This window comes from Rhizobium sp. 57MFTsu3.2 (assembly GCF_012932765.1).
GTDB classification, from domain to species: Bacteria; Pseudomonadota; Alphaproteobacteria; order Rhizobiales; family Rhizobiaceae; genus Rhizobium; species Rhizobium altiplani.
Window position 1 is genome coordinate 45,536 of the sequence record NZ_JDWI01000015.1, and the last position, 12,080, is coordinate 57,615.

15 protein-coding genes are annotated in these 12,080 nt (G+C 61.5%); 4 read left to right on the forward strand and 11 right to left on the reverse strand.

Features of this window, described 5'->3' with window-relative positions; all coding sequences use genetic code 11:
• Positions 1–78: 78 nt before the first annotated feature.
• The 4 genes from AF71_RS16955 to AF71_RS16970 form a co-directional block, all read right to left on the reverse strand.
• Complete coding sequence (locus AF71_RS16955) at positions 79–1,536, reverse strand: CHAD domain-containing protein (protein WP_018857280.1); 1,458 nt, start codon at positions 1,534–1,536, stop codon at positions 79–81.
• Between the two features lie 234 nt (positions 1,537–1,770).
• A complete protein-coding gene (locus AF71_RS16960; RefSeq protein ID WP_169682244.1) occupies positions 1,771–2,649 on the reverse strand; it encodes an aldo/keto reductase in 879 nt (292 codons plus the stop codon).
• A 72-nt stretch (positions 2,650–2,721) separates the two neighbouring features.
• Positions 2,722–3,003: a hypothetical protein gene (locus AF71_RS16965; RefSeq protein WP_018857282.1), complete on the reverse strand. Its 282-nt coding sequence runs from the start codon at positions 3,001–3,003 to the stop codon at positions 2,722–2,724.
• A gap of 5 nt (positions 3,004–3,008) precedes the next feature.
• Entirely contained in the window at positions 3,009–3,806 is a 798-nt protein-coding gene (locus AF71_RS16970; protein ID WP_018857283.1) for a thioredoxin family protein, read from the reverse strand.
• Between the two features lie 121 nt (positions 3,807–3,927).
• On the opposite strand from AF71_RS16970, the gene AF71_RS16975 reads away from it, so the two are divergent.
• Positions 3,928–5,148 (forward strand): hypothetical protein, encoded by a 1,221-nt coding sequence (locus AF71_RS16975; protein WP_018857284.1) that lies wholly within the window; start codon positions 3,928–3,930, stop codon positions 5,146–5,148.
• A gap of 9 nt (positions 5,149–5,157) precedes the next feature.
• Positions 5,158–5,790, forward strand: a complete 633-nt coding sequence (locus AF71_RS16980; RefSeq protein ID WP_018857285.1) for a PQQ-binding-like beta-propeller repeat protein — start codon at positions 5,158–5,160, stop codon at positions 5,788–5,790.
• 59 nt (positions 5,791–5,849) lie between these two features.
• Here AF71_RS16980 and AF71_RS16985 read toward each other — a convergent pair whose 3' ends face one another.
• From AF71_RS16985 to AF71_RS17000, 4 genes are read right to left on the reverse strand one after another with little or no spacing between them, the layout of a single operon-like run.
• Positions 5,850–6,998, reverse strand: coding sequence for an ABC transporter permease (locus AF71_RS16985; protein ID WP_018117179.1), 1,149 nt, complete (start codon positions 6,996–6,998; stop codon positions 5,850–5,852).
• Complete coding sequence (locus AF71_RS16990) at positions 6,995–7,945, reverse strand: ABC transporter ATP-binding protein (protein ID WP_018857286.1); 951 nt, start codon at positions 7,943–7,945, stop codon at positions 6,995–6,997. Before AF71_RS16990 ends, AF71_RS16985 begins: the two co-directional genes overlap by 4 nt.
• Entirely contained in the window at positions 7,942–8,907 is a 966-nt protein-coding gene (locus tag AF71_RS16995) for an HlyD family efflux transporter periplasmic adaptor subunit (protein WP_018857287.1), read from the reverse strand. The genes AF71_RS16990 and AF71_RS16995 overlap by 4 nt, the downstream gene beginning before the upstream one ends.
• Positions 8,904–9,524: a TetR/AcrR family transcriptional regulator gene (locus tag AF71_RS17000; RefSeq protein ID WP_018857288.1), complete on the reverse strand. Its 621-nt coding sequence runs from the start codon at positions 9,522–9,524 to the stop codon at positions 8,904–8,906. The genes AF71_RS16995 and AF71_RS17000 overlap by 4 nt, the downstream gene beginning before the upstream one ends.
• Before the next feature lie 303 nt (positions 9,525–9,827).
• Between AF71_RS17000 and AF71_RS17005 the strand changes: the two genes are divergently transcribed.
• Entirely contained in the window at positions 9,828–10,550 is a 723-nt protein-coding gene (locus tag AF71_RS17005; RefSeq protein WP_018857289.1) for a 3-keto-5-aminohexanoate cleavage protein, read from the forward strand.
• Positions 10,551–10,578: 28 nt separating this feature from the next.
• Here the strand turns inward: AF71_RS17005 and AF71_RS17010 are convergent, their stop codons facing one another.
• The gene (locus AF71_RS17010) at positions 10,579–10,839 is read right to left on the reverse strand and encodes a YMGG-like glycine zipper-containing protein (protein ID WP_018857290.1); all 261 of its coding nucleotides are present in this window, start codon (positions 10,837–10,839) and stop codon (positions 10,579–10,581) included.
• A 188-nt stretch (positions 10,840–11,027) separates the two neighbouring features.
• Here AF71_RS17010 and AF71_RS17015 point away from each other — a divergent pair, with 188 nt between their 5' ends.
• Entirely contained in the window at positions 11,028–11,327 is a 300-nt protein-coding gene (locus tag AF71_RS17015; RefSeq protein WP_018857291.1) for a DUF2934 domain-containing protein, read from the forward strand.
• 134 nt (positions 11,328–11,461) lie between these two features.
• On the opposite strand, the gene AF71_RS17020 is transcribed toward AF71_RS17015, so the two are convergent.
• Both AF71_RS17020 and AF71_RS17025 read right to left on the reverse strand, forming a co-directional pair.
• Positions 11,462–11,719, reverse strand: coding sequence for a DUF982 domain-containing protein (locus AF71_RS17020; RefSeq protein ID WP_018117187.1), 258 nt, complete (start codon positions 11,717–11,719; stop codon positions 11,462–11,464).
• A 139-nt stretch (positions 11,720–11,858) separates the two neighbouring features.
• A complete protein-coding gene (locus tag AF71_RS17025; RefSeq protein WP_018117188.1) occupies positions 11,859–12,053 on the reverse strand; it encodes a hypothetical protein in 195 nt (64 codons plus the stop codon).
• Between the last annotated feature and the right edge of the window lie 27 nt (positions 12,054–12,080).

Sequence of the window (12,080 nt, forward strand, 5' to 3'; positions counted from 1 at the left end):
ATGAGAAGAGTACGCTCGGCGCCAGGCGATCTCGGCACGCGGCGTGGGACAGCATCCCGGCAGCGCGGAGCGGCTGCTTCATCCCCGCCAGAACCTTTTTCGCTCCATCAGTTCGTCCAACGACGATTGAGCGGCGGTGATCAGTTTTTCGCTGTTGCCAGCGACCATCAGGGATTCGACGCCGGGATGTGATTCCAGCTCCAAATTGTGAATGACAGTCGGCGCGGTTACCATGTCGTTCAGGAGACCGAGTTCGTCCTGCAATTTCTCCATCGCTTGGATGAACTTTTCGTAGCGTCGCTCGGCCTGCTTGCTGGAGAACAGGGACCTTAGGAATTCGCTCGCATATCTAAACTTCTTTGCCGCCTTGCGGGTTTCGTGCCGATGCTCATCGTCGGCTTCGACCAGAGACTTGCCGCGTTTTTTCAGTTTCTTGCGTTGACGGTCAAGGATGTCGATTGCGAAATCGACCACCGGTCCGTTCCGAATCTCTGCCGTTTCCACCAGCGCGAGATACTCTCCGCAATGCAGCCACTCGTTAAGGTCCAGCATAAAGGCTTCGGCACGCGAGCTGAAAAGCGCGTTCAGCACCTGCTCATAGGCGCTGTCGCGTGCTTCGAGCAAACGACTTTTTACGTCGCTGTTTCCAACCCTGGCAATCAGTACATCGATGTTGCGTGCCTCTCCGAGAACGCCCGCCAGCCACTTCAACTCTTCCTTCAACCGCTGAGATTCGGCGTCGACCAGGATCACCTTGTAGAGCGAGAAGGCAGATCGCAGCCGCCTGAGTGCCACGCGGGCCTGATGAAGTGCCGATGGGTTCGGGCGATTTATGACGATCGATTCGTTCAGCCGGAACTGCCGGAAACATGCTTCAGCAATGACCTGGAACGAGGCCGAGACCCGCAGGTCGCGGTCGAGATGCACGGGTTCCGCCTTGTATGCCGTTTGTTGCTCGCGGAGCAGGCGGTATCCTCTCTCCGCTTTCGAAGCGACACCGAAACGGATCGGGACAAGCGCCTCGATTCTGCGGGCAAGGGTGAACAGCGTATATGGCTTGCCGTCCTTCAGTTCCAGCTCCAATTCCCGGATCTGCATCTCGCGGTCGCCGGCAACGATCGAGCCCATGTCAAGGGCAACTTCAATCTGGCTCCCGTCCTGATCGACGTTCCAACGATGTCGCTTTACCAGGGTGGAAAACTGCCGGACGAGAGTGCCGTCCTCGATATCGAGTTCGGACCTCAGCGGGGTCGTGTAATCGATCACAGGAGTGTTGCCCGTGAGCGGCGTTTCCCACTCGGAGCGCGCAAAGATGGCCCTGTTCGGTCCCGCAGCCTTGACCGTTTGGACGTGCGCTTCGCCAACCGTACGGATTCGCAGAGAATAGCCGCCCTCCCATGCCTGGCGGTCGGGCGTGTCGAAATAAATGGAGGTCATGGAATCGACAGAGATCGGGCTTCCCAGCAAGCCGGATCCCAGCAATGTGTCCACCGCGTCGGCGCTCAGTTCAAGTTTCAGTTCTGTTTCTGTTGCCAATTACCTCTCCGCTCGGTTGCACAGTCCTAGGTGGAGGCAACTCTTTCACGATATAGAGCGGTGGCATCGGGATAAAACGTCCTGATGACAAAAACCTGAGCGGGAATGCAACCGCAGCGATCTTTCACAAGAAAAGCGATCGCTGCTCGTTGCGGTACCCCGTCCGACTATAAGAGGCAGGTGAGGAACCACCTCGTGCGTCGGTTGGACATGCTACTAGAGGCCAGGTCGGCGCTAGGAGCCGGATTGGCGAGCCGCTGTGTCCAGCGCTATAAAATCCGCTTCATCGAGAGCGATGCTTGCCGCCTCTACGTTTTCCTCAAGATGCTTTACCTTGGAGGTTCCCGGTATCGGCAACATCACAGGGCTGCGTTTGAGCACCCACGCCAGAGCAATCTGGCTTGGCGTCGCGTCGTACCTCTTGGCCAATCTGTCGAGGATGGACCCTGGACGGGCAAGCTCGCCTGCGGCCAGCGGGTACCACGGTATGAAGCCAATGCCCTCGCGCTCGCAGTAGTCAAGCACGTCCTCGCTGGCGCGATCGACGAGGTTGTAGCGGTTCTGGACCGTCGCGACGGGAAAGACCTTTCGGGCGGCCTTTATGTCTTCAACCGAAACTTCGCTTAGGCCGGCATGGGCAATGATGTCCTGATCCAGGAGCATCTTGACCGCGCCGAATTGCTCGTCGCGAGGAACCTTCGGGTCTATGCGATGCAATTGCCACAAATCGATCCGGTCGACACGGAGTTTCTTGAGGCTGCCTTTCGCGCGCTCGAGAAGATAGTCCGGCCGCCCGTTTGGCGTCCAGAGATCCGGTCCTTCGCGGGTCAGCCCTGCCTTGGTCGCGATCAGCAGCCCCTTGTAAGGATGCAGCGCTTCGCTGATGAGTTCTTCCGAAACGTCGGGGCCGTAGGAATCTGCCGTGTCTATGAAGTTGACCGCGATCTCGGGCAGGCGACGCAGGGTTGCCAGTGCTCCGGCCTTGTCCGCAGGCGGTCCCCATATGCCGGGTCCGGTAATGCGCATGGCGCCGAAGCCGAGACGGTTGATCGCGATGCTACCGATCGAAAATTGGCCCGATGCAGCCGCTGAGATCGTGGAATTGCCTGGCACTGATCTTCTCCCGATTGCCTGTTAGGTGGATTTGCTCGGGCCTTAAGTGGAGCGGGCAGGGAGCAATGCAAGTCAGGACTGTTCAGACTTGACCGTGCGCCCGGAGATCAGACGCAGCCACGGCGGCAGGTGGAAAGCGCACATCAGCAGGTACATCATGGCCATGCCATCCATGGGAAAGACATCCTGCATTGCGGAGCAGATTGTCTCTGCTCCGCCGCTTGCCATGGTGACAACCGCCATGATGGCGAAGGTGGGCGCTGCCGCAATACACAGCCAGTCGGCGATGTTTGCTGCATTGTCGGCCGGCTTCTCGACCGATGCGCTGCGCCTTGTCTGGTCGGAGGAAAGCATCGGCTCTACCTCCGGCCGTATTCGTCATGATGCCGCCACCAGATACCTTGCTCATTGCGGCCGAAGGGCGCGCGGTCGAGCCATTGATACACGCCCCAAATACCGTCCAGGCCGCGGGCATAGCTGGAGTAGGTGTGGTAGACCACGCCGTCCTCGAGCACGAAGGCGCTGAGGCCCGGCCTGTCGCGCGTATAGGTGGCGATGTCGGTTCCAGTCATCGCGGCGATCTGGCCGACCGGGGTCTCGCTGCCGCGCAACTTCCATTCCTGTACGGTTTCGCTCTCCTGCGGCCCCGGTGCCGGCGGTTCACGCCGGTAGTTATATTCTATCCCGCCTTCGCGCTGTTGCTGCTGGCTAAACAAAACGCTGAAGTCGTGGTTGAAATCGCTACCGAAGGAAGAGGCCCAGTCGAAGGTCCATCCCATCCGCTCTTTGAAGGCCTGTAGTTTGGGAAGCAGCGCGCGGGAAACGGCGGTGAAGGCGACGTCATGGTTCTCGAGGTGAACGACAACGCCGTTGAAGCCGTCCGCGATCGAGGAGCAAGAGGGGCATCCGGCTGTATAGTCAGGACCGAACATGAAGTGGTAGATGAGCAGTTGCGAGCGGCCCTTGAAAAGGTCGGCCAGCGAAGCGCTGCCGCTGTCGGTCTCGAACCTGTAGTCCTTGTCGATCCGTACCCACGGCAGTTCCTGACGGCGTTGTGCCAGCATGTCGCTGCGACGGGTCAGTTCCTTCTCTTCTGCGAGCAGGTCGAGCCGCGCCGCAAGCCATTCTTCGCGTGTGCCTGTCATGTGCATCGTCATCATACTTCTCCTCTTGGTGCCTGTTGACGTAGCATGCCGCTCCTTGCGGCTGCTTGGTGATCGTGAGCAGACTAGGACCGCAGTGGGCGAGGGTGGGAGTTACAAGTTTGACGGGATTTCGATGGACTCGATGATCATCGCCGCGGCGAGGCTGCTTGCGACAGGCGATCTTCTCGGTGCGCTGAAGAGGGTGGCGCTGCGGAATGACGCGCCCGCGCTCGCCCTTCGCGGCATCGCGATGGCCCAGCTCGGGGATCTCGCGAGGGCAAAGGTCCTGCTGAAGACGGCTGCCCGTGCGTTTGGGCCAAGGGAGCCGGTCGCACGGGCGCGCTGTCTCGTCGCCGAGGCGGAAATCGCTCTGGTCTCGCGCGATCTAACCTGGCCTGCCAAGACACTCAGCTCCGCGCGGGAAGTGCTCGAAGCGCATGATGACCGCTTGAACGCCGCACATGCGCGACATCTCGAAGCCAGGCGGTCGCTGCTCATCGGCCATCTCGACGAAGCCGAACGGCTGCTCGCCGGGGTCGATCCAACACCGCTCCCGCCGCCCTTGCGAACGGCGAACGAGCTTGTCGTCGCAGGGATCGCCATCCGCCGGCTCCAGACGGGCGTTGCGCGCGCGGCACTGCTCCGGGCGGAAAATGCGGCGAGGGAGGCGGGAATCCCCGCGCTTCGTGCGGAGGTCGAAGGGGTCTCCGAGGTTCTGAAGGCGCCGGCGGCGCGACTGACCAGCCGCGGCGAGGAGCGGTTGCTGCTGCTGCAAGAAGTCGAGACAGTCCTGTCGTCCGGCACGCTTGTCGTCGACGCGTGCCGCTACGTCGTGCGGGAGGGCGACGCGTTCGTGTCGCTGACAACGCGCCCGGTCTTGTTCGCGCTCGCCCGTGCACTGGCGGAGAGTTGGCCGGCGGATGTATCGAGGAACGTGCTCGTTGCCCGTGCATTCAGGGCGAAGGATGCCGATGAATCGCATCGCGCCAGGTTGCGCGTCGAAATCGGGCGGCTGCGCGGCGAGCTTCACCGCATAGCAGATATCAAGGCAACCAAGGACGGCTTTGTGCTCGCGCCGCGGCGTGCCGACCAGGTGGTCATCCTGGCTCCACCGGTCGAGGAGCAGCATGGTGAGATCCTTGCTTTTTTGGCCGATGGGGAGGCCTGGTCGAGTTCGGCGCTGGCAATCGCGATTGGTGCGAGCGCGCGCACCGTGCAACGCGCGCTTGATGCCCTCGCTGAAACGGGCAAGGTGCAGTTTTTCGGACGAGGACCAGCACGCCGCTGGACTATCCCGTCACTACCGGGATTCCCGTCAACTTTGTTACTCCCAGGTCCACTGCCCAACGACTAGGATAAGCCCATGAAACACTCCCAAGCTGAAATCCTTCGTGAATATGGCCCCTTTCCAGATGTGAAGCAGGTGGGCGGCGTGACCTTTGACGGTCGGAATGTCTGGTTCGCGTCCGGCGACAGGCTGAATGCCCTCGATCCCGATGTCGGTGAGGTCGTGAATACGATCGCCGTTGCGGCACACGCCGGAACGGCTTTCGATGGGCGCTATCTTTTCCAGATTGCCGAGGACAGGATCCAGAAGATCGACCCGAAGACGGGCGAGATAGTCTCGACGATTCCGGCCCCCGGCAATGGCGGTGATTCCGGGCTCGCCTGGGCGGAGGGAACGCTTTGGGTCGGAGAGTATCGCGGCCGGAAGATCCATCAGATTGATCCCGAAACCGGCGCTGTCCTTCGCAGTATCGAGTCCAACCGTTTTGTTACCGGGGTGACCTGGATCGGCGATGAGCTCTGGCATGCCACCTGGGAGGGCGACGAAAGCGATATCAGGCACATTGAACCAGAGACCGGGCAGGTCCTGGAACGGGTCGAGATGCCGGCTGGTATCGGTGTATCGGGACTTGAGTCCGATGGCGCGGACCGGCTGTTTTGCGGCGGTGGAAACAGCGGCAAGATCCGGGCCGTCCGCCGGCCGAAATAGTCAGACCGTGCTCGCGCATGTGCGCGGTCGGCGCGGGAAACCGCGAGTTCGGCCTGTGACTAGTCCAATGTCCTGCGGAAGCGGCGCACGGCGATGAACATGGCGACCGCCATCAGGCAGGCCAGGGCAGTGGTGTCGTAGGCAAGGGTCTGGATGCTGGCGCCCTTCAGCATGATTGCCCTGACGATCCGGATATAGTGGGTCAGCGGTAGTGCCTCACCGATCCATTGCGCCCATTGCGGCATGCCGGCGAACGGAAACATGAACCCAGACAGCAGGATATTCGGCAGGAAGAACATCATCGCCATCTGCATCGCCTGCAGCTGATTGGCCGCAATCGTCGAGAAGGTGTAGCCGATCGACAGATTGGTGATGACGAAGAGCGCGGTTGCGGCCGCGAGCGAAGCCGGGCTGCCGAGGATTGGAACGCCGAACACAAACAGGCCGGCCGTGATAATGAGCAGCGACTGGATGAGGCCGATCAGCACATAGGGCGCGATCTTGCCCAGCATGATTTCCAGCGGCTTGATCGGCATGGAAAGCAGGTTTTCCATGGTGCCGCGTTCCAATTCCCGGGTGACCGAAAGAGCCGTGAAGATCAGCAGCGTCATCGTCAGGATCGTGCCGAGCAAGCCGGGCACGATATTCAAAGTCGACGAACCGGCCGGATTGTAGCGCCGGTGCTGGACGATCGAGAATGCGGGCCTGGTCGGCTCGGAGAACTCGACCTGGCGGTCATTGGCGAGCGCCGACGTCACGATGCCTGATAGCGCACCCAGCGCCGAGCTCGATGCGACCGGATCGGTGGCATCGGCCGCGACCAGTAGCGAGGGCGTGTCGCCGCGCCGAAGCGAGCGTTCGAACCCTTCCGGAATTTCCACGACGAACAAAGCCCTGCCGGATTCCAGAAGCGAATCCATGTCTTCGGCTCGGGTAACGACAGAGCGGATCTGGAAGAAATCGGTGTTCTCGAGGGCGGCCAAAATAGATCGGCCGACATCCGTGTTCTCGCGCATCAACACAGCGGTCGGCAGATTGTGCGGCGTCGTGTTGATCGCAAAGCCGAACAAGAACAACTGCATGATCGGCAAGGCGACCATCGTCGCCAACGTTATGCGGTCGCGGGTCATCTGGATGAATTCCTTGATGGTCATCGCCCAGAAGCGCCCGAATGAGATGCCGTTGCGGTTTGCCGGTCGCGTCGTCATTGGAAATTATCCTCCGCGCGACGCATCAGGTCGATGAAGGCATCTTCCAACGTCGCTTCACCCTTTTGCCACTTGAGGTCGGGCCGTTCGCGATAAGGCGCGATTGCCTTTTCGAGCGCCTTCGGATCGCGGCCGGCAACATGCAGGCTGGTCCCAAACGGTGCCATCATGTCGATGCCCGGCACATTCTCAAGTTCGGACTGGAGACGATGCACCTCGGGCCCGGAGACGGTCCATGTCACGAGGCCGGTGCCGGCAATCACCTCGTCCACCGTTCCCTGCGCCAGCAGTTTGCCGTAGGCGATATAGGCGATCTCGTGGCAGCGCTCGGCCTCGTCCATGTAGTGGGTGGAGACCAGGACAGAGAGGCCGTCAGCGGCGAGGGCGTGGATCTCGTTCCAGAAGTCGCGGCGGGCTTTGGGGTCGACACCGGCGGTCGGCTCATCGAGGAGGAGTAGCGCCGGTTCGGGCAGGATACAGGCGCCGAGCGCGAGACGCTGTTTCCAGCCGCCCGAGAGCTCCCCCGCAAGCTGCTGTTCGCGGCCCTTCAGGCCAAGGCGGTCTATGGCGGCGCTTGCCTTGCCGCGGGCATCGGCCAGACCGTAGACGCGGGCGACGAACTCGAGGTTTTCCCGGATCGACAGATCCTGATAAAGCGAAAACTTCTGAGTCATGTAGCCGACACGGCGGCGAATACGATCGCTCTCGGTCAGGATGTCGAAGCCAAGACATGTGCCATTGCCGCTGTCTGGCGTCAGCAGACCACAGAGCATACGGATTGTCGTGGTCTTGCCGGAACCGTTGGGGCCAAGAAAGCCGTGGATGCGGCCCTTCTTGACCGTCATCGACACGTCATCGACCACCTTTCGGCTGCCGAAACTCTTGGTGAGGTGATGGACGTCGATGACGGTCTCCGGAGCATCGACGGCGATGGCTGTGTCGCTCATGGTCGCGCTCCCGCGGTGACATCCACCGGCTGGCCAGGACGCAGCGCCGTGGGATCGGTCGGGATCGCCTCGACGCGGTAGACGAGTTTGGCACGCTCATCGAGGCTGTAGATTACCGGCGGCGTGTATTCGGCGTTCTTTGAGATGAAGCTGATCGTCGCGTCGGTCGGCTGGCACGCGCTGCATGCAACGCGGATCGGCTGGCCCAGCGAGAAAAGCGCAAGCTCGGTTTCGGGTACGAAGAAGCGGACACGGATGTTCTCCGGCGGCAGGAGCGCCACGATCGGCCGGCCGGCAGGGACGACCTCACCCGCGCGATAGTAGATGGTCTCGATACTGCCTGTTGCCGGCGCCGAGACGAAGCGACGGGAGAGCGCGGCTTCCGCAGCGGCGAGATCGGCCTTTGCGACCGCGACTGCTTCCCTCGACTGGCGCAGCGTTTCGATGCGGGCAGGCAGGTTGGCGAGCGTGATCTGGCCGCGGACATTATCGAGGACGGCACGGTTGGCGGCTTCGGTGGCCGTCGCCGTATCGAGGTCCGCCTTTGTCGCGGTGCCGCGCTGGACCAGCACCCGGGTGCGGTCGAGCTCCTGTGCGGCAAGCTCCAGCCGGGCGATCGCCTCACGTTCGCTCGCGCGCAGTACATCGATCTCTTCCGGTCGCTTTTGCGCGGCCTCGGCGAGTTCCAGTTCTGCCTGCAGGCGCGCCAGCGAAGCGCGTGCGGAGCCGACGGCTGCCTCCTCGCTCCGCGAATCCAGGCTGAAGAGCGGCGAACCGGGCGCAGTCGCCTGGCCTTCGACGACGTCGAGCTTGACCAGCCGCCCGCCGGTGTCGGCGCCGATGAAAAGTGTGTCGGCCTCGACCCACCCCTGGTAGGCACGTTGAGACCTGTCAGAAAACAGGAGGGGCAGAGCGGCAAGTGCCGCGGCGGCCACGAGAGCGACGGTAAGGATTCGTCTCATATCGCGCCTCCTTGGGGCACGAAGAGCGTGTCGAGGAATGTGTCGAATAGCTTCTGCGCGTGGAGGTGCTCGTAGCCTTCGAAGAGCGTCGCCCAGACGATCGACATCAAAGCAGGCGCCATAACCAGTTGCGGAACGTCTGCGACGGCGGGATTGCGCAGTTCACCGCGTGCGGCGGCGCGGGCAAGCACGATCCGCAGGATCGCTAGACCCTTGGTGATGATCTCGCGGTAATAGAATTCGGTCACGACAGGGAACATCGGTCCTTCCGCGAGGATCAACCGCAGAAGGTGCCGGCGCTCTGTCTCCAAAACCTCGCGTTTGAAGATGGAATAGAACATCGCAACGGCGGCCCGCGCCGGGATCGCATCCTTCTCAACCATGCCGCCGACCTCGCCGAGGATCGGCGAGGCGATGCCGGAGACGAGATCGATGAACAGCCGCTCCTTGTCGGGAAAATGCAAGTACACCGTGCCCTTGGCGATGCCCGCCCGCGCCGCGACGTCCTCCATGCGGGTCGCCGCGAAACCGCGCTCCGCAAAGCAGGCGAAGGCGGCGGCGAGGATCTCGGCGCGGCGCTGCTCGGGGTCTCGTTTCTCCCGCTTTCTCTCTGCCATTCTCTTGCATCCAATTATGACTGACTGGACAGTCATTAACGCAACGTGCGCTTTTTCGCAAGCCGAGTCCGATGTGAAGCGGCCCTACGATGATGACGACGAACGGACATTCCGCGCTAAGGGGGCGAGGGCCTCATGATGGGGCGTCCTCACTCCAGACCGTCAACCGGTAGCGTCTTCGGAACGTGGCCATCGTCTCCTCACGACGGAGATGCGGATCGTCGACGACGGATCGCGTTTGTTGCCATTTCTCGTCAGCAGGTATCAACTGCGCCAGGCAGACACGAAAGAGGTTCAATTTCCATGATCGTTCAGGCCTGTATCAACGGCGCGCGGCCAATCGACTATCATCCGCAATTGCCTGTCACGGTTGAAGCAATCGCACGGGATGCCGCCGCCGTGGTCGCTGCCGGTGCCGCGGAACTCCACATTCATCCGCGTGCCGTTGACGGGAAGGAAAGTCTCGGCGCTGTTGATGAGACCATTGCTGCGGTTCGGGGCTCCTGTCCGGGTTCGTTTCTCGGCATATCCACCGGTGCCTGGATTGAAGGCGACGCGCACCGCACCCTTGAGGCCATTCGTTGCTGGAGTGTCCTGCCCGACTATGCGTCGGTGAACCTCTCGGAGGACGATGCCCCCGCCGTCATGGCATTGCTCCGCGATAAGGGAGTTGGGATTGAAGTCGGGTTGGCGTCAGTCGCGGATGCGGAGCGGTACATCGGACTTGAAGCCCATGAGCGCGTTTTGCGCATCCTCATCGAACTTGACAACGAACAGGACCTGAGGGGCGCTTTCGATGTCGCGGAGGGGATCGTCGGCACGCTACAGCGTGGGAATGTGCAGCGGTCCGTCCTGATGCATGGCTTCGACGCGACCGTCTGGCCGTTTGTCCGGCTGGCGAAGGAACGACGCTATTCCACCCGCGTCGGCCTGGAAGATGGAAAGCTCCTTCCCAGCGGGATGATCGCCGCGAACAATGCCGAGCTTGTCGCGGCGGCCGTCGAGATCTTTAGCAGCGAGAGCTGATCCTCGAGCCCGTGCCGCGAGCGCCCGCTCAACGCGGGCAGCTGGCGATGTATCGCCGACCGTAACGGTCACGGAAGTAGCACTGACCAGGCCGCCCAGCGACGTTGCCAATGACCGCGCCAGTGGCACCGCCGATCGCTGCGCCCACGGCGGCACCGCGCACGTTGCCGGTCGCCACGCCACCGATGACCGCGCCGGAGGCTGCACCAATTCCCGCGCCTTGCTCGGTGGGCGTGCATCCGGCAATCGTGGCCCCTGCCAGAAGCAGCAAAATCGACGTGCGTTTCATCTCGCTTTCCTTCCTGTTCGATTTAATTCGCGCGAGGGTAGATAGAGGGATTTCGGAAAAGACAATTGTTGCTTTTAGTTCGCCGCCAAGCCTGCTTCGTTCGATCAATCGACCGCTGGTATCTCCATTGCCTATTGGACCGCTTGCTCCAATTAAGATTGGGTTTCAACCAAAAGCAGGGTCCCATCATGAACGAGCGTGAAGAGAAAATCCGTCGTCGTGCTTATGAAATCTGGGAGCAGGAGGGGCGCCCGCACGGCCAGGATATGAAACACTGGCTACAGGCGTTCAAGGAATTCGGCCAGCAGGCAGACAATGCAAGCAAGCCGACGGCCAAGGCCAAATCCGCCAAGCCGCGCGCCGCGCCGAAACCCGCTGCCGACAAGCCTACGGCGAAGAAGACAAAGGCGGCCGCGATCGCGATAACGGCTGCGCCCGGAGACAAGCCCCGTCGCACGCGTTCTCCAAAGTCCGTCACGACACACTAATCGTCAGCGCCTTCCCCGCCCGGGCCAACGTGGTTTGACACAGGGCGTTCGGATGTCGGGCGCAGCTGTTGGACTTTGCGCAACTGGGCGGCGAAGACGACCGTGATCATCAGCGGCCTTCGCCTCGGAGCAAGTCACGCCAAAACCTTGGCCTCGACCGCGGCTGCGACAAAGGCATCTCTGGCGGCTTCCAGGTGTGCAAGGTGGTTCATGGCTTCCACGCACCGACGCTTCGCCGCCTCAACGTGCATGCTGCTTTGGAGTGGCCACCTGTGCTCCAGATAGTCAACAGCTTCAGCCGGACCATGAATATGTTCAGAGGGGCGCGTTCCAATCCGGATAGCCACCGGTGCGGCCCACCTTGGTTCGGTTGCATGGCTGATCGTGTTCATGATGAACCTCCTCTCTGCCAACAAACGATAAGCGGGATGTAGGTGTTCGCGGGAGCCGTTCAACACCTATCCCGCCCTCAAGACGATGCCTCGACAACATATTGATGCGAGGCTGTTTCGGCAGCCAACTCGACGCGAGTCAGTGGACACTTGGCAGTCTTGCCGATACGGCGAAGTCCTCCGCCACAAGTTCGCTGATTGCGATCAGAACCTCTTCAGCGGTAAAGCCGGATGCTATCGTCGTTCGGATCAGATCCTGAAGATCTGGCTCGATCACCTCCCGGCAGTCTTCGAGTCGTTCGTCCGAAACAGTCAAGCTATGCAGTTCTTCCATAATCGACCCTTTCTTGGGGTGGAATGC

Bases quoted from the DNA above. Each gene is read 5' to 3' on its own strand.
- AF71_RS16965 (WP_018857282.1), bottom strand. From the start codon at position 3,003: ATGCTTTCCTCCGACCAGACAAGGCGCAGCGCATCGGTCGAGAAGCCG.
- AF71_RS16970 (WP_018857283.1), bottom strand. From the start codon at position 3,806: ATGACGATGCACATGACAGGCACACGCGAAGAATGGCTTGCGGCGCGG.
- AF71_RS16975 (WP_018857284.1), top strand. From the start codon at position 3,928: ATGGACTCGATGATCATCGCCGCGGCGAGGCTGCTTGCGACAGGCGAT.
- AF71_RS16980 (WP_018857285.1), top strand. From the start codon at position 5,158: ATGAAACACTCCCAAGCTGAAATCCTTCGTGAATATGGCCCCTTTCCA.
- AF71_RS16985 (WP_018117179.1), bottom strand. From the start codon at position 6,998: ATGACGACGCGACCGGCAAACCGCAACGGCATCTCATTCGGGCGCTTC.
- AF71_RS16990 (WP_018857286.1), bottom strand. From the start codon at position 7,945: ATGAGCGACACAGCCATCGCCGTCGATGCTCCGGAGACCGTCATCGAC.
- AF71_RS16995 (WP_018857287.1), bottom strand. From the start codon at position 8,907: ATGAGACGAATCCTTACCGTCGCTCTCGTGGCCGCCGCGGCACTTGCC.
- AF71_RS17000 (WP_018857288.1), bottom strand. From the start codon at position 9,524: ATGGCAGAGAGAAAGCGGGAGAAACGAGACCCCGAGCAGCGCCGCGCC.
- AF71_RS17005 (WP_018857289.1), top strand. From the start codon at position 9,828: ATGATCGTTCAGGCCTGTATCAACGGCGCGCGGCCAATCGACTATCAT.
- AF71_RS17010 (WP_018857290.1), bottom strand. From the start codon at position 10,839: ATGAAACGCACGTCGATTTTGCTGCTTCTGGCAGGGGCCACGATTGCC.
- AF71_RS17015 (WP_018857291.1), top strand. From the start codon at position 11,028: ATGAACGAGCGTGAAGAGAAAATCCGTCGTCGTGCTTATGAAATCTGG.
- AF71_RS17020 (WP_018117187.1), bottom strand. From the start codon at position 11,719: ATGAACACGATCAGCCATGCAACCGAACCAAGGTGGGCCGCACCGGTG.
- AF71_RS17025 (WP_018117188.1), bottom strand. From the start codon at position 12,053: ATGGAAGAACTGCATAGCTTGACTGTTTCGGACGAACGACTCGAAGAC.